This window comes from Alteromonas sp. 76-1 (assembly GCF_900654235.1).
In the GTDB taxonomy this organism is placed as follows: Bacteria; Pseudomonadota; Gammaproteobacteria; order Enterobacterales; family Alteromonadaceae; genus Alteromonas; species Alteromonas naphthalenivorans.
In genome coordinates this window covers 3,197,822-3,222,193 of record NZ_LR136958.1, presented here as the reverse complement: position 1 = coordinate 3,222,193, position 24,372 = coordinate 3,197,822, and the positions used below count along the sequence as shown (strand labels likewise).

The 24,372-nt window shown below is 44.6% G+C and carries 12 protein-coding genes and 1 pseudogene; 12 read left to right on the top strand and 1 reads right to left on the bottom strand.

The genetic code is table 11. The features are described from left to right. The first annotated feature begins 74 nt into the window (after nucleotides 1-74). The 6 genes from ALT761_RS13945 to ALT761_RS13920 all read left to right on the top strand — a co-directional run bounded on the left by ALT761_RS13945 (nucleotide 75) and on the right by ALT761_RS13920 (nucleotide 17,080). On the top strand, nucleotides 75-3,542 hold the full coding sequence (locus tag ALT761_RS13945; protein WP_129739535.1) for a carboxypeptidase-like regulatory domain-containing protein: 3,468 nt from the start codon (nucleotides 75-77) through the stop codon (nucleotides 3,540-3,542). Continuing rightward, nucleotides 3,535-4,698 carry a hypothetical protein gene (locus ALT761_RS13940; RefSeq protein ID WP_129739533.1) on the top strand — a complete coding sequence of 388 codons (1,164 nt, stop codon included), beginning with the start codon at nucleotides 3,535-3,537 and terminating at the stop codon, nucleotides 4,696-4,698. Before ALT761_RS13945 ends, ALT761_RS13940 begins: the two co-directional genes overlap by 8 nt. A gap of 2 nt (nucleotides 4,699-4,700) precedes the next feature. After that, on the top strand, nucleotides 4,701-5,267 hold the full coding sequence (locus tag ALT761_RS13935) for a hypothetical protein (RefSeq protein WP_129739531.1): 567 nt from the start codon (nucleotides 4,701-4,703) through the stop codon (nucleotides 5,265-5,267). Nucleotides 5,268-5,373: 106 nt separating this feature from the next. After that, a complete protein-coding gene (locus ALT761_RS13930) occupies nucleotides 5,374-15,747 on the top strand; it encodes an Ig-like domain-containing protein (protein WP_172602893.1) in 10,374 nt (3,457 codons plus the stop codon). Nucleotides 15,748-15,765: 18 nt separating this feature from the next. Continuing rightward, complete coding sequence (locus ALT761_RS13925) at nucleotides 15,766-16,197, top strand: hypothetical protein (protein WP_129739527.1); 432 nt, start codon at nucleotides 15,766-15,768, stop codon at nucleotides 16,195-16,197. Nucleotides 16,198-16,201: 4 nt separating this feature from the next. Beyond that, nucleotides 16,202-17,080 (top strand): thioredoxin fold domain-containing protein, encoded by an 879-nt coding sequence (locus ALT761_RS13920; protein WP_172602892.1) that lies wholly within the window; start codon nucleotides 16,202-16,204, stop codon nucleotides 17,078-17,080. Between the two features lie 63 nt (nucleotides 17,081-17,143). On the opposite strand, the pseudogene ALT761_RS13915 reads toward ALT761_RS13920, so the two are convergent. Further along, nucleotides 17,144-17,389: pseudogene (locus ALT761_RS13915) on the bottom strand (integrase core domain-containing protein); the annotation flags it as partial. 348 nt (nucleotides 17,390-17,737) lie between these two features. Here ALT761_RS13915 and iscR point away from each other — a divergent pair. From iscR to ALT761_RS13885, 6 genes are all read left to right on the top strand, one after another. Beyond that, nucleotides 17,738-18,223, top strand: coding sequence for a Fe-S cluster assembly transcriptional regulator IscR (iscR, locus tag ALT761_RS13910; RefSeq protein ID WP_129739523.1), 486 nt, complete (start codon nucleotides 17,738-17,740; stop codon nucleotides 18,221-18,223). Between the two features lie 29 nt (nucleotides 18,224-18,252). Further along, nucleotides 18,253-19,431: an IscS subfamily cysteine desulfurase gene (locus ALT761_RS13905; RefSeq protein ID WP_129739521.1), complete on the top strand. Its 1,179-nt coding sequence runs from the start codon at nucleotides 18,253-18,255 to the stop codon at nucleotides 19,429-19,431. Nucleotides 19,432-19,694: 263 nt separating this feature from the next. After that, entirely contained in the window at nucleotides 19,695-21,131 is a 1,437-nt protein-coding gene (gene sufB / locus ALT761_RS13900) for a Fe-S cluster assembly protein SufB (RefSeq protein WP_129739519.1), read from the top strand. 3 nt (nucleotides 21,132-21,134) lie between these two features. Next, nucleotides 21,135-21,896, top strand: a complete 762-nt coding sequence (sufC, locus tag ALT761_RS13895) for a Fe-S cluster assembly ATPase SufC (protein ID WP_129739517.1) — start codon at nucleotides 21,135-21,137, stop codon at nucleotides 21,894-21,896. Then, nucleotides 21,893-23,149, top strand: coding sequence for a Fe-S cluster assembly protein SufD (sufD, locus tag ALT761_RS13890; RefSeq protein WP_013783277.1), 1,257 nt, complete (start codon nucleotides 21,893-21,895; stop codon nucleotides 23,147-23,149). The genes sufC and sufD overlap by 4 nt, the downstream gene beginning before the upstream one ends. After that, nucleotides 23,146-24,363, top strand: coding sequence for an aminotransferase class V-fold PLP-dependent enzyme (locus ALT761_RS13885; RefSeq protein WP_129739515.1), 1,218 nt, complete (start codon nucleotides 23,146-23,148; stop codon nucleotides 24,361-24,363). The genes sufD and ALT761_RS13885 overlap by 4 nt, the downstream gene beginning before the upstream one ends. Nucleotides 24,364-24,372: the final 9 nt, after the last annotated feature.

The window sequence follows — 24,372 nt, the reverse complement described above, 5'->3', positions numbered from 1 at the left end:
TAGGGGCTAATTAGGTCCTTTTTAAGGAAGACGCTCGTTCTTTTAAAAGATCGAGTTATCAGGGAGATAAAAGTTTGAACACGGTTAAGTCACTACTTTTCATATTCGTTTGTTCGGTTGCTGCTTTACTCGTGAACGTAGGTAAGGCGAATGCGCAAGCGAATTCAGATGGTTGGGTAAAAGATACAAATATAGAAGTAAGCTGGAATAACCCAACACGTAGTAGGCGCTCACCCGATGCTACCGTTACGGCACAAATCACAAACAATAGTGATGAACCGATAAACGGCCCGGTCCGCTTTGTTATCGAATCGCTTACGCCAGCTACTATATCGGTTGGCAATGCTGACGGCGAGTTAGGCGAACTGGACTATGTTGTAGCACTTCCGCAAAACCAGATACTGGAACCCGGTCAAAGCCTGACGGTTGGTCCCATCACTATTGTTGGTGGGCGCAGCAGCTTCGATATCAGTGGCTCTGCCTATGTTCAGGTATCATTAGAGCCTGTGGCACTGGAAGTGGATATCCTTTCACCCACCACGTTGTCCACCTTTGGAAGTTCGCCAGTAAATGTTACGGGTACTATTAATCAGGAAAATGCGGAATTAACATTAAATGGTGCAGTAATTGCGCATGATGGCAAACAATTTAGTGCCAATGTTGAACTAATCGAAGGATTTAATACCGTCGTAGCACGAGCGACCAATGCAAGTGGTGAGCAAACAACTGATTCTATTTCTGTATCACTGGACTTAACCCCTCCTTACATAACAATCGAATCTCATACAGAAGCACAAGAAGTTTACAGTGACAAAATAACTGTAACAGGCCTAGTTAATGATATTGTGCGCGGAACCGTCTCTGAAGAACAGGCAACAGTTGAAGTTAATGGCATTAAAGCGACTGTGTCTAACCGTAGCTATGCTGCAACGGATGTGCCCTTAAACGAGGGCGAAAATGTTCTTACGGTTACCGCTATCGATGAATCAGGCAACAGCGCATCTATATCGCAAAAAGTTATCTACAAAATTGCAACAGATAAACGCTTAGTATTGGTAAGTGGCCAAAACCAGACTGCACAAATCGGCAATAAACTACCTGAACGACTAATTGTAAAATTGGTTGATGGCTCTGATGCGCCAATCGCAAATGCAACTGTTGTTTTCAGGGTAACGCAAGGTGCGGGAATTGTTGGCAGCACGCCAGAAACATCCGGCCGAGCTATCATTGCGACGACTGACGCTGAAGGTATGGCACGCACTGAATTTCAGGTGGGCTACCGCACAGGTGTCGCTAACCATAAGGTTCGCGCTAAAGTTGTTGGGGTTGAAAACGAGGTTGTTTTCCCTGCTTCAGCAACCAGCGTAACGGGCGACAAAATCAGCGTTAACTCAGGTAATAATCAGCGTGGTGTTGTAGGGCAAACCTTACCAGCCCCGTTTGTTGTTGCAGTAACAGACAGTGGTGCCAATGTAGTGCAAGGGGCACGTGTACGATTTGATGTGATTAAAGGCGAGGGTGTTTTCCAAAATGAAGAAAGCAGCTATGAAACCTCGACCGACAGCGATGGTCGAGCGTCGGCGCAACTTACTTTAGGTCCACTTACGGGCATAGATGCCCAGCGTGTTGAAGCTGTATTGATTGACTCTCTTGAGGGTATGGATTTATTGGCAGGTTTCTCTGCGACAGCATTTGTACCAGCAGACGCTGGAATCACTAGCGTAAGTGGTGTTGTACTGGACAATCAAGACAAACCTTTGCCCGGTGTGACGGTGCGTATAGAAGGCACAGACAGGACTGCATTTACAGATCAACAAGGTCAGTTCACTGTTAATCAAGCGCCAGTTGGACCGGTTCATTTAATCGTGGATGGCTCAACCACGACTGCTTTTGGTGAGTATCCGACGTTAAGCTATCATATTGTAACCGTGTCAGGTGTGGACAACCCACTTTCTGGCCCGATCTACATGGTCAAACTAGACACAGATAATGGTGTGTATGCGGGTAAAGAAGACGTAGTACTTACTCTTGATAACTTCCCAGGATTTAAACTGGAAATCGCAAAAGATTCAGTGACATTCCCAGACGGTTCGCGTGAAGGGATTATTTCAGTCACACCTGTAAATGCTTCAAAAGTACCAATGGCGCCGCCCAATGGCATGCAACCTCAATTCATCGTAACAATCCAGCCAGTTGGCGCGACCTTCTCTCCTGCTGCGAAATTAACGCTACCTAATGTAGATGGCCATGCGCCAGGTGCACAGGTTGAAATGTATTCTTTTGATCACGACTTAGAAGAATTCGTAGCAATAGGTTTGGGTACAGTTTCGGAAGATGGCTCAGTTGTTTCATCCAACCCTGGTGTGGGTGTTGTGAAAGCAGGCTGGCACTGTGGTTCACAGCCGGGCGGTTCAGGTACAGCCCACAACTGTCCAGAGTGTCAGAAGTGTCAAGGCAGTTCATGTGTAAGAGATCCTGCACAGGATAATAAACCTCGTTCTCAGCAGACGCCAGAAGATTGTAAAACACAGTTGTGCAAGGGCTCTAAACCAAATCCGGGCGACATTCCGGTAAGTGCAGATGTGAAATACGATTGCAAAAAGCCAGGGTGCGATGGGGAAAATCCAATTTTTGATGTTCCAGATGATGGAGATATATCTGAAGACGACAAAAAGTGCGGAATGTGCTCTGGCGGTGAAAAAGTGCCAGATGAAAGTAAGAATAAACAGGAATGTGGTGACGGTTCCGATGCTAAAGCGTGTTACACCTGTAAAGATGGAAGTTGTGGAAACCATTGCGAAGCAAGTAATGAAAAAACAACAAAGTCCATTGAGGTAAAAGGCGATCACCCTTTGTTAAAAGGACTTGATGTTTTAAACAATGGTATGCCGTACGCAAAGCTTGAAATGAAAGGTTCATTTGCATTAAACGAAGAAAGTGGTGAAAAGTGCTGCAAAGATTGCTCTATTGGCAAAAACCCGAAACCATACACTAAAACCGAATTAAAGGGCTCAGGTTCACTGGAAGCGACCTTTATTGTTCCTGGACTAGGCCTATTGTACAAGTTGCCAATCAAAACCTATGGCCCAGTTAAACTAGGTGGTGAGGTTGAGTTTGGGCCTGGTGCGAAAGGTAATTTAGGTGTTTCTGCATCTGGTTCAACAGAAGAATCAGAGTGTGACCCAGAAACGTGCGGTTTATTGAAGCTCGGAACCTCAGGGTCGCTAGCTTTAGGTGTTTTTGCAAAGGTCGCAGGCGCGGTCGAATACTGTAATATTTTTAATCAACAAGACTGTGACAAATTAATTGCAGGTGAAGCTGAAGCTTCATCAACTATTAATGTTGGTGCTTCTGCAGATTACAAAGACTATAAAGGTGAAAAATGCACCAGCTCTGATTGTTATAGCTATAGCTATGGCAAAGCGGAGTTTAAAGCAAATGCTCAGTATAAAGTTGAAGTAGGTGGGTTATATAAATATCAATATCAAAACGAAGTTTCAGTAACTTTTGGTGAGGCTGGATCAGGAGGTACGTGTGGATAGCACGAGAATTTTTAAAACTTTATTTTTTTGTATTTTCTTAAGCTCATATTCAATTGGTGCATTAGCAGAGCAAAAGAGAACCTCATTTATTTTGGCTGAATCGCCCAGAGGTGAGGTTTCAGTTGCTGGTAGCATTGTTGTAGATAATTTGTTTCATAAAACTCAACTGTCGTTGAATGAGAGCGATACTAAAAATAGTATTCAAACCTTATCTAGGTATTACACACTTGCGAAGGAAAACGACAAGGCAAAGTTGCGAAAGTTGTCGTATGTTAAAGATGGTTCTTATTCTTGGATGAGTAGAGAACTGAATAATATCCCTGATAAATTCGAGGGGTTTGCTAAGTTGCGAAAAGCTGATGCCACTCACAAATTGTTTTGGGGTGATTACGAACTTTTTATTGTTGATTGGTTCACCGAAGCTCCTCAGAAAGTTATGAGCTGGTACGAGGCGGTTATATGTGCAGAAAATAGCCAATGCCACATCAGCAATTTATTGCTTAATGGGAAAACTTCGAGTTCTATCTTCTCCAGTGTGCTTACAGATGTTTACGCTAAGCCACTAAAAAAAGTGCCAAACCTGCCATACTCTGTTAGCTATAGACCCAAGCCAATTAGTGATTCTAATCAAAATGCGCTCGTTTTTAATTTTGAAGTTGAGTGGTTGAACGAGCCATTGAACTTTAATGCAGATAAAAAAAGTAAACTACAAGATAAGAATGTTCAGTTCACACATTTAGAGTCATTCCTGAGAGAACTTTGGGCTGTGCGCGGAGATACAGTAAAAAGAATAGTTAAAGAAAAGACATATAAAACGTCTTTAGATGCCCATTGGCTCGATTTTTCTACGAGAAATCTTATTCCTGTGATAGATCCTCGCTTGGGTTATAGCCTAAGCAACTACACGCCTGTTGCTTATTTGGACAGGTTGTCCAAAATTGATGAAGTGAAAGTTGAGGGGGTACTTCATGCTAGAAATGAAATGTACGTCATCATTACTGCTTCACTACTAAATCAACAGCAGTTAGTTATTATTACTTTGGATCGAAAAACTAAAAAACTAAAACAAACACCAAACAACTTTAAACTTCAAGAGATTGTTAATTCTCCAGAGTTTTATAGAAAAATGGCTTCTATCGTTAATAAGAGAGCTTAAATTTGAAAGCGGGCGACGAAATTGATGCTACAGGCAACCTAGTTGCTTCTAGTTATTGCAACGCCAAATTGAACATAAATAAAGATGTAGTCGCTATCACTCCTAACCTCAGAAGTTATTTGTTTGAATGGGGATTACACATATTTTGTTGGACAGTGTGCATATTTATGTCGGTTAAAGTTTGGCAGTTGGAGCCAAACCTTGATTCGAAAACCGAATTCGTTATTGTCGTGTTTACACTGGGGGGACTCTTTAGTTTAGGTACGGCCTTTATATGCAGAAGAAGCAGAAGAAAATTCTATTTTGACCTAAACGAAAGAGTGCTGAATGTCGGCAGTTCGAATAGCCCGAAAACTAAAGTTGCTTTTGATTCGTTTGAAAAGCTTCTGCTTATTACAACTCGAATATATAGTACTGAGTCGCCACTCACTTGTTTTGAACTAAGCGTTCTAACCAATAACCAAAAAAGAGTTGTTTTAATGTATCACAGTGATTATCACCAAATCCAAAATGATTCAGATGTACTCGCTGAAATACTGGGATTAGAAGTGGAAAGTCTAGAGGCTTGACACCCCCAATAATTAGTTTTGCTCACATTAAAATGATTGCAATTGCAGTAAAGTTGCTTGTTTAAGTTAACCAATATACACCACAATGAGTGTCGCAGGGATAGAGATGAGAAAGGGACAATTAAACTTACTTTTACTCACTGGTTTATGTTTTTCAGCATTTTTTCTCAAGACTAATGCAACAGAGCTTGATAAAAACTGTGTCATAAATATTTTAAATCGTACCATTCAAGTAAGTGAAGATGGTGGCTGGGCTTTACCAAACGTTCCTTCCAATATGGGGCAAATCAGAGCCAGAGCGACCTGTAAACTGGAAGATGGCCGCACCGTCTCTGGTCAAAGTGATTATTTTAATGTGGTACGTAACGGCATTACAAAAGTTGGTGATATCAAGTTTGAAAAATTGGATCCTATCCCCGTATCATTGCGTTTTTCGACAACGGATACGCTCCTTCTAGACAATCCAAAACAAACCTTCCCTTTAACCGTCACTGGTTTTTTTGCCGATGGCAGTGTAGATGACTTAACTGCAGGGGACAAAGGAACAAACTACTCAAGTACAAACGAGACGATTGCTTCTGTTAGTACAGACGGTGTGGTTACAGCTAGAGCTAATGGTGTTGCACTCATCAGTGCTAGGAAGGATGGCGTGCTAGCAAGCCGTCGAGTAGAAGTCAGAATCGGTGGCGATATGGATTCAGACGGAATTCCGGATGATGCAGAACGTGCGCTTGGACTTAATCCAAATGACCCAATTGATGCGTTAGAAGATCACGACAACGATGGGTTATCGGCGCTCGAAGAGTATCAGGCGGGTACCAACATTTTTGAAGCCGACACAGATGGTGATGGTCTTACTGATTTAGAAGAACTTACTGGTGGAACGAATGGTTTTGTTACTAATCCGCTTTTAGCTGACTCCGATGGAGATGGTATTTCTGATGGGCTGGAAATAGCCGGTGGTTCAGATCCGAATGATTCAGAAAGCGGCAATTTGACAGACTATCTTGATTTCATAACGGTATCCCCAGAGAACTTACTCCTAACTTATAATGCCATTGATGGTGAAGCTAGCGGCAAGCTTTCTGTCACAGGCTACATGCTTGACGGCACTTCTGTAGATTTAACTCAGCAATCTAGTGGTACTCGCTATACTACCGACGATATAACCATTGCTAACTTCGGCTTATCAGACGGCGAAATTTTTGCGGGTCAATCAGGCGAAACGACAATAACGGTGACCAACCGTGACGAGAGTTTCGTTGTTAATGTGACGGTGACTCAGTTCGATCCAGTTGTGCAATCTACGGTGTCTATTCCGGGCTACGCAAATAATGTCGATATTCAAGGTAACTTAGCTTATATAGCCGCTGGCGATTCTGGGCTGCAAGTGATTAGCGTCGTAGATACCTTAAATCCTGAAATCATTGGAAGTGTAGATACACAGGGTATTAGCATCGATGTTAAAGCAGTTGGATCCTACGCTTATTTGGCTGACGGTTCTGAGGGTGTGCAAATAGTAGATATATCTGAACCTGAAAACGCGAAAATTGTATCAAAACTTGACACTGCTGGCACTGCGCAAGACTTATCGGTAAAAGGAGACTTCGTTTTTGTTGCGGATGGCTCTGCCGGTATCGAAATATTCAATGTTGCAAATCCTAACAAACCTTTTGCAGTTGGTTCTACCGAACACCTTACAGATGTAAAAGGTATTGCTGTAGAAAACAACTTTATGGTCGCCGTGGGAGGTACAACGTTATCCTTGTTTGATATTGAAGACCCATCAGCGCCATTACACCTTTCTTCGGTTAATATCGGCACAGTTAAAGACGTCGAAATCAGTAATGAATATGTTTATGTTGCAGCCTACAGCACTGGCTATCGTATTTATAAGATTACGGATGCTGGAATGTTGGAACTCAAAGGCGGAGACAGGACCTTCGTTCCACGCGATGTTGCGGTGACAAATGGCTTTACCTTCTTTGCTGAGCAATTATTCCCAAATGTTGTTGCCTATGTGAACACTAAAAATCCTGACGAACCTTTCTTCCAGGATACGATCAACCTTTCTCCTTTAGGTGATTACGCAGGTACCGGCATTGCGCTTAACGCAACCCATGCTTTTATTACAGAAGAAAGATATGTTGTGAGCTCAGACTATAAAGCGACGGGCGATACGAAACTGTTTATCGCGCAATATAGAGAGCTAAACGATGCGAATGGAATACCTCCAACAGTCTCGCTAGTTGAGCCTGCATCAGACGGCGTTACAGTTGAAGGTGCAAGACTAACGTTAACTGCAGATGCACAGGATGACATTGCCGTTGGCAAAGTCGATTTTTATGTCAATAATCTGCTCGTTGCACAGGACACTACCTATCCGTATTCCGTTCCTTTCACTGTTCCTCAGAATGTTGGAAATATTGCGGTTAAAGCAGTAGCGACAGATCTGGGCTCTAACAGTACAACAACGGTTACCGTTACGCTTGAAGTGCAAAATGATGAAGACGGTGACGGTCTCGGTGATGAAGAAGAAGCTAATACCTGGATGACGGACGCCAATAACCCTGACACCGATGGGGATGGTCTGACAGACGGGGAAGAAGTAGCGCGTGGGATTAACCCTAACAATCAGGATTCCGATGGCGATGGCAGAAAGGACGGCGATGAGGTTGCAGCAGGTACCGACCCAGCGAACCCCGATATTATTGCGCCTACCACAATTGCAACTGAGCCGACTACTGATGAAACTGAGGTGGCGGAAAACAGTGCTATTATTGTTACTTTTTCAGAGGCTCTATCGCGTAAGTCTGTCAACGCTAATTCTATTCGTGTGTATGGAGACGGTGGAGTACCAGTTCCGGGTAACGTTAAGTTAATTGGCGGTGATACGCAGGTATTGTTTACGCCTAATGCACTAATGGCAGATTACACAGTGCATGAAGTTGTTATCGGTATTGTAAAAGACACTGCAGGTAATCCGTTGGCACAAGAACAACAGTTTACTTTCGAAACCGGAAATACTGTTGATACAGTTAGACCAACTGTTAGCAATATTAACCCAGTTCACAACGCAAAAGACGTTCCCGTTAATATTGCATTAACTGTGGTGATGAGTGAACGGATCGACCCGGAAAGTGTAACCAGTGATAGCTTCTATATCGAAGATAACTCGACAAGAGAACGTATTGAAGGGTTAATAGATGTTAAGGACGATAGCACGACTATCACTTTTACCCCTAATGCGGCGTTTCTTGTAGGAAGGCAACACAGAATATATTTGAGAAGTGGAATTAAAGACCTCTTTGGTAATTCCATGTCTAACCGTAATTACTATTTTACTACAGCGTTTGATGCTGATGGTGTTGCTCCTCTGATCAGTAGTATCAGTGTTAATGAAGGAGAAACATCTGTACCTGTTAATGCCAGGTTGAATGTGAGGTTTGATGAAGCGATAAACAGCTATTCAACTAAGAACATACAACTCTTTAAGGGTGATGAAGTTGTTGCAGTAGACCTTACCAATAGCAGTGATCTGCGCACAGCAACCTTAAAGCCTAAGTTAAACTTGGAGCCTGAGACAGGCTATACCCTAGTTGTTGATGGTATTTCTGATCTTAGTGGTAATCTGCTTGAATCTGCACTATCAACTTCTTTCATCACAGGTACTCAAACTGATACACAAACAGGGTCATTGATAAGTTACAGCCCGAAAAGTGGTGCAACGGACGTGGCATTGAATGCGACGATTACGGCAGACTTCAGTGAGCGTATTGACCCGACATCACTGACCAGTGAGTCATTCAGGTTGTATAACAATACGGAAAAACGCAATGAGGCTGCGACATTGAGCCTAAGTGTAGACGGTAAGCGTGTGACGTTAACCCCGGATGCATTGTTAGAAGAAGGGCATCATTATTACGTGTATATCAGTTGGGGTAGCTACCTGAAGGATATCGCAGGTAATAACGTGGGCAGTTATCATCAGTATACGTTTACGGCAGGTGACAGTGAAGACGCGCAGGCGCCGAGTGTGATAGCAAACAACCTGTCGCAAGGGTTAACGGATGTGCCAGTGAATGCGCCGGTGAGACTGTTTCTGGATGAGACGTTAGCGGCACACTGTGTGAATGAAGAGACGGTATCGCTCCAAAGCAGTACAGGTACAGTATCGGGCAGTGTGGCACTGAGCAGTGATCGCAGAACAATTACGTTTACGCCGGATGAATATCTGGTGGCGGGTGAAGACTATGAGCTGGTTGTTGCGGGCGTGTGTGATGTAGCGGGTAATGAAGTTGCTGAGTATCGCATGGACTTCACAGCCGATAGTAGCGGCAATGTTGATACTGCCTACCCAAGAATAAGCAGTGTTACACCGACAAACAATACATCAGATGTATCAGTTAACACAGCGATTGTGGTGACCTTTAACGAAGCAGTCGATGCACTAAACATTAATGATGCAGTGCGAGTTCAGGTGAATGGCCAAAGTGGTTATGTAGCGGGTGACTATCAGGTAGAAGGCAGCGTGGTGACGTTTACGCCAAGTGAGCCATTACCGGGTAGTACACAAATCAGAACAAGTATTTACTACGTCAAAGATAGAGTTGGAAATAGTGCATGTTGTTGGAATTATTACTTCACAACAGAAGACGAGCTTGATACTACAGCACCAACCGTAAGCAGTATCAGTCCGGCAGACGGAGCCATGGATATAGGAGTAGGTACGCCAATCGTACTAAGCTTCAATGAATCGTTAAATGCAGCTACGGTCAACAGTAATCACTTCAAGTTGTATTCAGAGGGCAGCATTATTACGCCGAGCGTTTACCGCTCTGCAGACAGTAAAACAATCACCTTGCGTGGCACCTGGCCAGCCGGAAAGTCACTGTCAGTAATCGTCACGGACGATGTGCAGGACTTAAGCGGTAATGCAATGGCGGATTATGTCAGCCTATTTAGCACAGCAGTGGTAGATAATGACAACGGTAGGCCAAGTGTCTCACGCCTATACCCGAACAGTGGTGCCAATAATGTACCGAGTGTCGGCAGTATAGTGATGTACACCTCAGAGCCAATGGATGAAAGTTCCTTACATGATGCCTTCCATGTAGCGGAAAACGGTGTACTGGTAGAGGGACAGATTACGCTGTCAGCATCAGGTCAGGCAATCGAATTTACACCGGATGAAGCCTTTGTAGAAGGTGCACTCGTTCATGTTTATCTGGATAGCACAGCGCGTGATGATTCAGGTAATGCGATGAACCATTATCAAGGTCAGTTCCGCATGGCGACAACTACGGCAACCGCAGGGGTGCGACCAACGCCTAATGCTTATCTGCCAAGTAACGGTTTAACCAATGTGTCGCTAAATCCGAGCATGCGTATCGTTTATAACCAAGATATGGATGAGACTACCATTACTGATGAATTCATTGTGATGCGAAACAATGATGGCAGTGCCTTTCCGGCTACGATAAGTCTGGCAGATGATTTACGTACAGTGGAAATCACGCCGCAATCACTCTTATCGGCTGACAGTTACTATTATGTGAGTCTGTCAAGTAACATTCTGGATACAGATGGTGATCGTCAGTACTGGAGTCGCAGTTATGGCTTCACCACAGGTGAAGTAGCGGTAGAAGACTTGCAGGCCCCACGAGTAACTGCGATGAGTCCGGCAACGGGAATGGAAAACGTGGCATTGAATCCGCGTTATCACGTGCGCTTTGATGAAGCGATTAACCCATACAGCTTCGAACGCATAGCAGATATGAGTATCTCGTACAGTGCAAGTAATACTGAAGTGTTGTACCACCGTTACTCACCATTACTAGAGAGTACGGAATACACAGAAACAATTACACAGGTAGAAGACTTGTCGGGCAATAAAGTTGTTTCACACAGTGAAACCTTTACAACCGGAACAGGGCCAGACCTGACAAGTCCGAATTACAGTACTTATCTACCTTACTCGAACAGTACAGTTGCAGTAAATAGTAGTGTGATCTGGGTAATGAACGAGGTTGTTGATCCACTCACGGTGAACAGCAGCACCGTATATGTACGAGATGTAGACAATGGTTCGGTTCATGTCGCGGGTAGTGCCAGTATTGGTCAGGATGGCAAGACAATCACTTGGGTACCAGACAATGTACTGACAGCAGGTAGACGGTTTAATGCACGGCTCGGCGGTGTGGCGGACATCAGTGGTAATACAAACTCATCAGATAGCTTCTACTTCTATACCAGTTTGGAAGAAGATACCGCAGCACCTGTTGTAACAGGCACATCAGTGCACGAAGGCTTAACCGATGTGGCGGTAAATGCCCGAGTGAGAGTGAAGTTTAGTGAAATGATAAGTCATTTATCACTGGGTGGCATTACCCTGACTCATAACGGTGAGCAGATTGCGGTAAATCGTGCACTGGATAGCTCACATACGCTGGTCACGCTCACCCCGGTGACCCTGCTTCCGGCGGGTGAGACGCTAAGCTTGAATGTAAGCGGTGTGAAAGACCTGGCAGATAACGTGCAGGTAGAAGACATCAATATCAACTTCACAACAGAGCTGGGTATCGATACACAAACAGGGTCATTGATAAGTTACAGCCCGAAAAGTGGTGCAACGGACGTGGCATTGAATGCGACGATTACGGCAGACTTCAGTGAGCGTATTGACCCGACATCACTGACCAGTGAGTCATTCAGGTTGTATAACAATACGGAAAAACGCAATGAGGCTGCGACATTGAGCCTAAGTGTAGACGGTAAGCGTGTGACGTTAACCCCGGATGCATTGTTAGAAGAAGGGCATCATTATTACGTGTATATCAGTTGGGGTAGCTACCTGAAGGATATCGCAGGTAATAACGTGGGCAGTTATCATCAGTATACGTTTACGGCAGGTGACAGTGAAGACGCGCAGGCGCCGAGTGTGATAGCAAACAACCTGTCGCAAGGGTTAACGGATGTGCCAGTGAATGCGCCGGTGAGACTGTTTCTGGATGAGACGTTAGCGGCACACTGTGTGAATGAAGAGACGGTATCGCTCCAAAGCAGTACAGGTACAGTATCGGGCAGTGTGGCACTGAGCAGTGATCGCAGAACAATTACGTTTACGCCGGATGAATATCTGGTGGCGGGTGAAGACTATGAGCTGGTTGTTGCGGGCGTGTGTGATGTAGCGGGTAATGAAGTTGCTGAGTATCGCATGGACTTCACAGCCGATAGTAGCGGCAATGTTGATACTGCCTACCCAAGAATAAGCAGTGTTACACCGACAAACAATACATCAGATGTATCAGTTAACACAGCGATTGTGGTGACCTTTAACGAAGCAGTCGATGCACTAAACATTAATGATGCAGTGCGAGTTCAGGTGAATGGCCAAAGTGGTTATGTAGCGGGTGACTATCAGGTAGAAGGCAGCGTGGTGACGTTTACGCCAAGTGAGCCATTACCGGGTAGTACACAAATCAGAACAAGTATTTACTACGTCAAAGATAGAGTTGGAAATAGTGCATGTTGTTGGAATTATTACTTCACAACAGAAGACGAGCTTGATACTACAGCACCAACCGTAAGCAGTATCAGTCCGGCAGACGGAGCCATGGATATAGGAGTAGGTACGCCAATCGTACTAAGCTTCAATGAATCGTTAAATGCAGCTACGGTCAACAGTAATCACTTCAAGTTGTATTCAGAGGGCAGCATTATTACGCCGAGCGTTTACCGCTCTGCAGACAGTAAAACAATCACCTTGCGTGGCACCTGGCCAGCCGGAAAGTCACTGTCAGTAATCGTCACGGACGATGTGCAGGACTTAAGCGGTAATGCAATGGCGGATTATGTCAGCCTATTTAGCACAGCAGTGGTAGATAATGACAACGGTAGGCCAAGTGTCTCACGCCTATACCCGAACAGTGGTGCCAATAATGTACCGAGTGTCGGCAGTATAGTGATGTACACCTCAGAGCCAATGGATGAAAGTTCCTTACATGATGCCTTCCATGTAGCGGAAAACGGTGTACTGGTAGAGGGACAGATTACGCTGTCAGCATCAGGTCAGGCAATCGAATTTACACCGGATGAAGCCTTTGTAGAAGGTGCACTCGTTCATGTTTATCTGGATAGCACAGCGCGTGATGATTCAGGTAATGCGATGAACCATTATCAAGGTCAGTTCCGCATGGCGACAACTACGGCAACCGCAGGGGTGCGACCAACGCCTAATGCTTATCTGCCAAGTAACGGTTTAACCAATGTGTCGCTAAATCCGAGCATGCGTATCGTTTATAACCAAGATATGGATGAGACTACCATTACTGATGAATTCATTGTGATGCGAAACAATGATGGCAGTGCCTTTCCGGCTACGATAAGTCTGGCAGATGATTTACGTACAGTGGAAATCACGCCGCAATCACTCTTATCGGCTGACAGTTACTATTATGTGAGTCTGTCAAGTAACATTCTGGATACAGATGGTGATCGTCAGTACTGGAGTCGCAGTTATGGCTTCACCACAGGTGAAGTAGCGGTAGAAGACTTGCAGGCCCCACGAGTAACTGCGATGAGTCCGGCAACGGGAATGGAAAACGTGGCATTGAATCCGCGTTATCACGTGCGCTTTGATGAAGCGATTAACCCATACAGCTTCGAACGCATAGCAGATATGAGTATCTCGTACAGTGCAAGTAATACTGAAGTGTTGTACCACCGTTACTCACCATTACTAGAGAGTACGGAATACACAGAAACAATTACACAGGTAGAAGACTTGTCGGGCAATAAAGTTGTTTCACACAGTGAAACCTTTACAACCGGAACAGGGCCAGACCTGACAAGTCCGAATTACAGTACTTATCTACCTTACTCGAACAGTACAGTTGCAGTAAATAGTAGTGTGATCTGGGTAATGAACGAGGTTGTTGATCCACTCACGGTGAACAGCAGCACCGTATATGTACGAGATGTAGACAATGGTTCGGTTCATGTCGCGGGTAGTGCCAGTATTGGTCAGGATGGCAAGACAATCACTTGGGTACCAGACAATGTACTGACAGCAGGTAGACGGTTTAATGCACGGCTCGGCGGTGTGGCGGACATCAGTGGTAATACAAACTCATCAGATAGCTTCTACTTCTATACCAGTTTGGAAGAAGATACCGCAGCACCTGTTGTAACAGGCACATCAGTGCACGAAGGCTTAACCGATGTGGCGGTAAATGCCCGAGTGAGAGTGAAGTTTAGTGAAATGATAAGTCATTTATCACTGGGTGGCATTACCCTGACTCATAACGGTGAGCAGATTGCGGTAAATCGTGCACTGGATAGCTCACATACGCTGGTCACGCTCACCCCGGTGACCCTGCTTCCGGCGGGTGAGACGCTAAGCTTGAATGTAAGCGGTGTGAAAGACCTGGCAGATAACGTGCAGGTAGAAGACATCAATATCAACTTCACAACAGAGCTGGGTATCGATACACAAACAGGGTCATTGATAAGTTACAGCCCGAAAAGTGGTGCAACGGACGTGGCATTGAATGCGACGATTACGGCAGACTTCAGTGAGCGTATTGACCCGACATCACTGACCAGTGAGTCATTCAGGTTGTATAACAATACGGAAAAACGCAATGAGGCTGCGACATTGAGCCTAAGTGTAGACGGTAAGCGTGTGACGTTAACCCCGGATGCATTGTTAGAAGAAGGGCATCATTATTACGTGTATATCAGTTGGGGTAGCTACCTGAAGGATATCGCAGGTAATAACGTGGGCAGTTATCATCAGTATACGTTTACGGCAGGTGACAGTGAAGACGCGCAGGCGCCGAGTGTGATAGCAAACAACCTGTCGCAAGGGTTAACGGATGTGCCAGTGAATGCGCCGGTGAGACTGTTTCTGGATGAGACGTTAGCGGCACACTGTGTGAATGAAGAGACGGTATCGCTCCAAAATAGTACAGGTACAGTATCGGGCAGTGTGGCACTGAGTAGTGATCGCAGAACGATTACGTTTACGCCGGATGAATATCTGGTGGCGGGTGAAGATTATGAGCTACTTGTTGCGGGCGTGTGTGATGTAGCGGGTAATGAAGTTGCTGAGTATCGCTTGGCGTTTACCACTGAAAACACGGGTGTAGTGGATAATTCTTACCCAACCCTTACAGTTATGACGCCAGCACATAGCTCAACAGGCAATGCGGTTAATGCGCCTATCGAGATGACTTTCAGTGAGCCACTTGATATTAGAAATATTACGTCTAATCATTCAGGTGGTGAGATTCGAATTTATTCGGGGTCAAATTATTACGACGGTTTTTTCTCATTCAATGGTGATGTCGTTACCTTTTGGCCGACCAATCCGTTGCCGCAAAATACGCAAATTACGATTTATTTACGATATATTAAAGACCGCGTTGGAAATTCATATTGTTGCAGAAGTTATTCGTTCACAACGCAAACCTTGTAAGTCGTTTAAGGAAAGACAATGGAAACAAAAAAAAACGGAGTCATAGTAGTAAGTGTCGGTGTCTTAGCTATAGCGGCACTGGGTTACCTGTTTTTCAGCGAAAATAGTGAACATAGCGAAAATCTGCAATCACTTGCTGGTAATGAAAAACTTGATGAACAGACCATAGATAAGAACAGGGATAGTAATATCGTAAATGTTCCTGTGGAGTATCCTGATTATCGTCCGAAAGTTGCAAAACAAAATGCGAGTGCTAGCACCGAGAAAAACAACGCTAATGTCGATGCTATGCTACAGGAATCTGAAGAGAAGCTTGTTGCAGCTATTACTTCTTTCAACGATGTACTAGACGATCCAACAGCGCAAAGAGAAATAATAGAACAAAACCAGGAAGCACGTGAAGCAAAGAAAAAGGCTATCCTGCAGAAGCTAAAGAATGGAGACTTGTAGCAGTATGAAGTACCTAATACTCTTTTTAAGTATTTTGTTGGGGTATAGTGGTTTCGCTAAAGCAAATGAGACAAACGAACTAGACGCAAAAATAATCCCTACCCCAGAGGTTTATGGTGACTTTTTAATAGAGCCTTGGAAACCGAGTGCACCCAGCGTAATTGTTTTTAAAGATCCCAATTGTGGTTATTGTATTCGTGCACTGAAGGCGCTAGATAAATACAAAGACTACAATGTGTTTATGTTTTGGTCTCCGATCTTGGGTGATTACAGTGACAAACGTGTTGCAGCTATTATGGAGTGTGATGATCCGATTAGTCAGGGCGTTTTTGATGACGTTATTACTCGCAAGCCAATTGAATGCAAAAGTTCGGATGCCCTCAACCACGAACATTTCAGGTTGCAACAACTGAATAAAGAAATTGTTCAAAATTACAACCCTCAGTCAGTGCCTTCTTATTATTTCGGCGGGCAAAAAGTATATCTGAGCTCGTTGAAAAAGTTCAAGCAACAACTCACCAATGGTATTACACCAGTACAACTGGATTGGGCACGATATGAAACATTGCGTTTAAAGCAGAGTGGAAATCAAGGGTTAGCTAACGCAATCCTATTTGTATCTAATGAGTTGTCTACCAATAAGAGTCTCATTTCTTCACTGGAAAATGACTTTCGTTACAACTGGCATCTTGCGCAGAGTACTTGTGAAAACAAAAATTGTACAAAAGACGAAGAATCAAATCGCTCGGCAGAGCTGAGACTATTAATGGATGTACCAGAAGGTGCTCAAATTGCTTTAGCGATCGATGGTATGGTTATTCAATCAGAACGCATCAATCAATATCTAAGCAATGACTCTATTAATGCGATCAATGTTCTTTAGTTAATCTGTCCTAGCTCAGACCTGATCTGACAGTTACCCAGTTTTTCTAGGGGCATCGTCAGATTAGATTTGAGCTAAATTATCTTCAGCCCAATTCTGTTTCCCACCAATTAATTTTTCCATTGGCGTTCTGCCACAGCATATTTTGCCTTGATGAGATTGTTCACTATTGTAATAATTCAGCTACTCGTATATATCTTTTTGCAACATCTCCAGCGAATCATAAATTTTCTTGCTGGATGTGACCTGATAAAACTCGTTGAGATTGGTTTTGTGGAAGCGTTCACAGATCCCATTAGTCTGTGGATGACACTCTATTGATAGAATATGAATCAATTCTATCGGCACGATATGATTACCAAGAGAAATTTGCTCGGGAGTGAAACTGCCACCTAACTTGGTAATTAAACTAACCCAAATAAACGCATTACCCGCGATCGGCTACATTATGTGCTTAGATAGAAAAAGAATACGAGGCTGCTAAAACACCATGGCTTGGTTCTACGCACATTCTGCGTGAGCATTCCAGACTTGTTAGAAACCATTCTTGCTTTGGAATGGAAACTACAAATACTTGACTAAATTACTAGGTCTTATACTTGACCAATTTAGTCAGGTATGTGAAAATTCTTGCTATATTAATAGCGGGAGGATTCTATGAAATTAACATCTAAAGGGCGCTACGCAGTAACGGCAATGCTTGATGTAGCATTGCATTCGACACGCGGTCCTGTGCCTCTCGCTGATATCTCTGAACGCCAAGCTATTTCGCTATCTTATTTAGAGCAGCTTTTCTCTCGATTACGTAAAGATCAGCTAGTCGATAGTGTTCGTGGACCAGGTGGTGGCTATTTACTAGGGCGCGATGCTGCCAATATATCAATTGGTGAAGTTATTCGTGCGGTAGATGAATCGGTAGATGCTACCCGATGCCAAGGTCAAGCGGATTGTCAAAGTGGCGACCGTTGCCTAACCCATAGTTTATGGCAAGATTTGAGCGATCGTATAAGCTCTTTTTTAAACGATATTACCCTTGGTGAATTAATGGCCAAGCGCGATGTTCAAGAAGTGGCTGGGCGTCAAGATAAAAGTACGTCTTTACGTAATGTAGCCAACGATATCGAAGTTAGTTTTCAGTTATAACATCAGCTTTAGAGAAAGTATTAATCGCTATGTCTCGTTCAACACCTATTTACTTAGATTATGCCGCTACCACACCTGTCGACCCAAAGGTTGCAGAGAAAATGGTGCAGTGCCTGACGATAGATGGCAATTTCGGTAACCCAGCTTCTCGTTCGTATCGTTTTGGTTGGATGGCGGAAGAAGCGGTAGATGTAGCCCGCAATCAAATAAGCGATGCACTGAACTGCGATCCGCGAGAAATCGTATTCACCTCGGGTGCGACAGAATCAAATAATTTGGCCATTAAAGGTGTAGCAGAAGGCTATGTGAATAACGGTAAACATATCATTACCGTTAATACCGAACACAAAGCTGTTTTAGATACGTGTGAATACCTTGAAAAGCAAGGTTTTAAAGTGACTTACCTAGATGTGGATACGTCAGGTCTTGTTTCACTTTCACAGCTTGAAGCAGCAATAACTACAGACACCATTTTAGTGTCAGTAATGCACGTAAATAACGAATTAGGTGTTGTTCAAGATATTAGTGCTATTGGTGAGCTATGCCGTGCTAAGAACATCCTGTTTCACGTAGATGCTGCGCAGAGCGTAGGTAAGCTTCCTATTGACTTGCAAGCGTTGCCAGTCGACCTGTTATCTATTTCAGCGCATAAAATTTATGGTCCGAAAGGCATGGGCGCGTTATACGTTCGCCGTCGACCCAAAATTAACTTAGCTGCCCAAATTCACGGTGGCGGGCACGAACGGGGTATGCGTTCAGGCACGTTGGCAACACACCAGATTGTGGGGATGGGCGAAGCGATACACCTTGCTTATCAGCAGCTAGAGAATGATACCGCCCATATTAGCAAGTTGAAAACTGCGTTGTGGGACGGGCTAAGCCAGTTAGATGATATTTACCTTAATGGTCATGAAACTCAGCGTATAGCGAACATTTTAAATGTGAGTTTTGGTGGTGTGGATGGGGAAAGTATGATGATGGCGATGAACGATATTGCGGTATCGTCTGGCTCTGCCTGCACATCGGCCAGCTTAGAACCCTCATACGTATTACGCGCCATTGGCAGAAGCAGTGAACTGGCTCACGCTGGAATACGTTTCAGTATAGGTAGGTTCACCACATTAGATGACATCACTTACGTCATCAATAAAGTGACAGATGTTGTTACCCGTTTGCGTGAGGCGACTGTATTGGCCGCAAGCCGATAGCACCTTTTATTGCACGTTATCGTAATTACCGATTGGTATGATATTTAATTTTTATTTAACTGGGCTGTTGAATATTTGAGTGAAATACTCAGGTATTATATAATACGGCTCCAAAATTTTAGGCTGTCTAGATATTCGATAGGAATATCGCAAATACGTTTTGGCAAATACGTAAGTAGCTAAAACGGCAACGTGACTTACTGGCAAGACCGAGAGGCCAGTAGTGAAGGCAGCAAACGCAGGCAAACAAGTGAGATCCCAACATGAGTGAACAGATCGAACAGGCGTTAGAAAGAAAGTACGATGCTGGATTTTATTCAGAGATCGAATCTGAGACTTTTGAAAGTGGCCTCGACGAGTCAGTAATTCGCCGTATTTCAGCAATGAAAAACGAACCAGAGTGGATGCTAGAATGGCGCTTAAAGGCGTATCATTCGTGGCTTGAAATGGAAGAGCCTGATTGGGCCCATGTCGATTATCCTAAAATTGACTATCAAGCCATTTCTTATTACTCGGCACCAAAGAGTATGAAAGATAAGCCTCAGTCACTAGATGAAGTTGATCCTGAACTACTGCGTACCTACGAAAAGCTAGGTATTCCGTTGCATGAACAAGAAATGCTTGCGGGTGTTGCTGTAGATGCGGTATTTGACTCAGTTTCAGTGGTAACGACTTTTCGAAGCAAGCTAGAAGAAGCGGGCGTTATCTTTTGCCCTATCTCTGAAGCACTGGTGAAATATCCAGATTTAGTGAAAAAGTATATCGGCTCGGTAGTACCGCGCACCGATAACTACTTTGCCGCACTAAACAGCGCCGTATTTACCGATGGGTCATTCGTTTATATTCCAAAAGGCACGCGCTGCCCTATGGAGCTTTCTACGTATTTTCGTATAAACGAAATGAACACCGGTCAGTTTGAACGTACGCTAATCGTTGCCGAAGAAGGCAGCTATGTAAGCTACCTAGAAGGGTGTACTGCGCCTCAGCGTGACGAAAACCAATTACACGCTGCTGTGGTTGAATTAGTTGCTATGGATGATGCCACTATTAAGTACTCAACAGTACAAAACTGGTACCCAGGTGACGAAAACGGTAAAGGCGGTATTTACAACTTCGTGACTAAGCGTGGTATTTGCCATAAAAACGCAAAAATTTCTTGGACTCAGGTCGAAACGGGTTCAGCGGTTACGTGGAAATACCCAAGCTGCGTGCTTAAAGGCGATAACAGTGTAGGTGAGTTTTACTCAGTGGCGTTAACCCGTGGTAGGCAGCAAGCCGACACTGGTACTAAGATGATTCACCTTGGTAAGAACACGCGCTCTACCATTATCTCTAAAGGTATTTCAGCGGGTAACAGTAACAACGCCTACCGTGGATTAGTGCAGATGGGCCCTCGTGCCGATGGCGCGCGTAACTTCACAGAGTGTGACTCGCTGTTAATCGGCGATAAATGCGGCGCGCATACGTTCCCGTATATCGAAAGTAGAAATCCAAGTGCCATTGTTGAGCACGAAGCAACAACGTCGAAAGTAAGCGACGAGCAGTTGTTCTTGTGCCAGCAACGTGGTTTAGACACAGAAAAATCCGTTTCCATGATTGTTAACGGTTTCTGTAAAGAAGTATTCAAAGAGCTGCCGATGGAATTTGCCGTAGAAGCCGGCAAGCTGCTCGAAATTAGTCTTGAAGGTTCAGTGGGGTAATCAATGCTTAGTATCAAGAATTTACATGCCAGCGTAGAAGAGAAAAACATCATTAAAGGGCTTAACCTAGAAGTTAAGCCAGGTGAAGTACACGCTATCATGGGCCCTAACGGCGCCGGTAAGAGTACCCTTGGTTATGTGCTTTCTGGCCGTGATGGTTATGAAGTTAGCGAAGGTGAAGTGACACTGAACGGTAAAGATTTGCTCGATTTAGAAGTGGAAGAACGTGCCCGTGAAGGTTTGTTCTTAGCGTTTCAATATCCAGTAGAAATTCCAGGCGTAAGCAACATGGAATTCATGAAAGAGTCTGTAAACGCCATGCGTGAACAGCGCGGCGAAGACCCGCTTACTGCTGCAGAGTTTTTAAAGAAAGCGAAAGAAGCCTGCAAGCAAGTACAATTGCCACTAGATTTCTTAAAACGTGGTGTTAACGAAGGCTTCTCTGGTGGTGAGAAAAAACGTAACGAAATCATGCAAATGATTTTGTTAGAGCCAAAGCTTTGTATTCTTGATGAGTCTGACTCAGGCTTAGACGTTGATGCACTTCAAGTGGTTGCTGATGGTGTAAACAGCCAGCGTGATGGCGAACGCAGCTTTATCGTAGTGACTCACTACCAGCGTTTGCTTGATTACATCAAACCTGACTTTGTACACATTCTTGCTGATGGCAAAATTGTGAAAAGTGGTGATGCATCCCTGGCACTAGAAGTAGAGAAAAGCGGTTATGCCTTCTTAGGTAAAGCCTACGAGGAGGCTGAAGTATGAGTCAATGGCTAGAACAGGTCATTGATGGGGCAGCGCTAGATGATTATCTGGCGCCCGTGCGTCAGCAGGCCTTAACACAATTAAAAAACGATGGTTGGCCGAAACGCCGCAACGAAAGCTGGATCAATACGCCACTTACGCCCGTTGAAAAGCGTAACGTTGCTATTGCTACTCAGGCTGACAGCGTACCTGTGCCAAACATCGATAACCTAAACGCGTTAGATATTGTATTTGTCGACGGTGTATTAGTTACGCAAATTAATACGCTAGATGTGCCAGAAGGTATGGCTATTACATCGCTAAATGTTGACGATGCGGCTACACAGCAAGCGATTGCGAGTGTGTTCGGACAAGTGAAGCCAACACGCCATTTATTTGGTCGCGTTAACGATGCACTTTGTCAGCACGGTGTTTTCATTAATGTGGCAGATGGCGCAAAAGTAACCAAGCCTATTCGCATAGTGAATTTAGCGACTAAGAACGTGGATGCACATACTCGCGTATTGGTTAAGCTAGGTAACGCATCGAGTGCGGTTATCATTGAACAAGGTTCAGGTGATACCGATAGCCTTACCACCGCATTCGCAGAATACGATATTGCTGACGATGCGCACTTAGAGCACTACCGCTTTGCTATGTTCACAGGCAGCGCCAAGCAACTTGGTGGTAGTCACTTTATGTTGCACGACCGCTCAACCTTAAATAGCACCCTAGTGGGCTATGGCAGTGAGTTGTCTCGCTTAGATGTAGATATGCATCATGCCGGTGAATTTGCTAACGCCAAAATGAACGCGATTTATTTGTTGGCTGAAGGTGAGTTATTTGACTTACATTCAACCATTGAGCACGCCATGCCTAACGGCACCACAGAAGAAAATGCGCGTGGGATTGTGGGTGATAAAGCGCGCGCTGTGTTCAATGGCCGTATTCACATTCACCGTGACGCACAAAAGACCTTGGCAGAGCTTAACAACCGTAACTTATTGTTGTCTCGTCGCGGTGTTATCAACACCAAACCTGAACTTGAAATTTATGCTGACGACGTGCGCTGTGCTCACGGTGCAACAGTGGCAGAAATTGAAGGTGAAGCGCTTTATTACATGCTGACTCGCGGCGTACCGCGCAGTAAAGCCTTGGTGATGTTGAACTTTGGTTTCATACAAGAGCTAATTAACGATATGCCAAATGCGGCTATCCGCGATTGGTTACTTCCTGTGCTAAGCGAGCGCTTTGCACACATGGAGGTTAAATGAGCTTAGACGTTGCTGCGCTTCGCGCCCAGTTTCCAATCCTTGCTAAAATGGTAGATGGTAAGCCACTGGTTTACCTCGATAATGCGGCTACAACACAAAAGCCACAAGTGGTGATTGATGCCATTGTCGATTTCTATACGAACACCAATGCGAACGTGCATCGCGGCGCCCATCATTTATCTGATGAAGCGACCCGTCGTTATGAAAATGCGCGCACGAGTGTAGCGGGCTTCATTAACGCCAATGCGCGGGAAGAAGTGATTTGGACCAGCGGGACCACTGAAGCCATTAATATTGTGGCTAACGGGTTGGGGCAGTTGCTTCGCGAAGGCGACCAAGTCATGGTGACAGAACTAGAGCACCACGCGAACTTGGTTACGTGGCAGCAAGCGTGTCGACGTTCAGGCGCAACATTAAATATTGTGCCTGTGTTCGATAACGGTGAGCTAGATATCGACGCTTTCGATAGACTCTTAACACCTAGCACCAAAATGGTAGCGTTTCCGCATGTATCAAATGCATTAGGTACGGTTAACCCTATTAAACTGCTAACGGAAAAAGCGAAAGCAGTAGGTGCATGGGTGTTAGTGGACGGCGCGCAGGGCATTGCTCACGGCGGCGTTGACGTACAAGACATAGGTTGCGATTTTTACGCTTTCTCTGGGCACAAGCTATTCGGACCGACTGGTATTGGTGTTTTATGGGGCCGTAAATCGGTGCTAGAAGACTGGCCAGTATGGCAAACCGGCGGCGAAATGATTAAAGACGTGTCTTACCATGAGGCCACATGGGGCGAATTACCGAATCGGCTTGAAGCAGGTACGCCTAATATTGCGGGCGCTATTGGTTTAGGTGCTGCTGTTGACTGGTTTAAAAATCTTGATATGGCCGCATTACATAACCATGAACAAGCACTATTAAGCTACGCCACTGAACAAGCACTTGCCTTTGAAGGTATGCGTTTAATTGGCACTGCGCCTAATAAAGTGGGTGTTTTAAGCTTTTTATTAGACGGTGCGCACCCTGGTGATGTTGGGTTTATTCTTGATAGGCAAGGCGTAGCAATAAGAACGGGCGATAACTGTGCTCAGCCGCTGATGAAGCGCTTTGGTATTCCAGGCACTGCTCGTGCATCGTTCTCAATTTACAACACGCTTGAAGAAGTAGACAGCTTATTTGCTGCACTTAAGAAAGCGAAAATGATGTTGGCCTAAGGAGGCACT

Coding starts and splice junctions, on each gene's coding strand:
- ALT761_RS13930 (WP_172602893.1), top strand. CDS start 5,374: ATGAGAAAGGGACAATTAAACTTACTTTTACTCACTGGTTTATGTTTT.
- ALT761_RS13925 (WP_129739527.1), top strand. CDS start 15,766: ATGGAAACAAAAAAAAACGGAGTCATAGTAGTAAGTGTCGGTGTCTTA.
- ALT761_RS13920 (WP_172602892.1), top strand. CDS start 16,202: ATGAAGTACCTAATACTCTTTTTAAGTATTTTGTTGGGGTATAGTGGT.
- iscR (WP_129739523.1), top strand. CDS start 17,738: ATGAAATTAACATCTAAAGGGCGCTACGCAGTAACGGCAATGCTTGAT.
- ALT761_RS13905 (WP_129739521.1), top strand. CDS start 18,253: ATGTCTCGTTCAACACCTATTTACTTAGATTATGCCGCTACCACACCT.
- sufB (WP_129739519.1), top strand. CDS start 19,695: ATGAGTGAACAGATCGAACAGGCGTTAGAAAGAAAGTACGATGCTGGA.
- sufC (WP_129739517.1), top strand. CDS start 21,135: ATGCTTAGTATCAAGAATTTACATGCCAGCGTAGAAGAGAAAAACATC.
- sufD (WP_013783277.1), top strand. CDS start 21,893: ATGAGTCAATGGCTAGAACAGGTCATTGATGGGGCAGCGCTAGATGAT.
- ALT761_RS13885 (WP_129739515.1), top strand. CDS start 23,146: ATGAGCTTAGACGTTGCTGCGCTTCGCGCCCAGTTTCCAATCCTTGCT.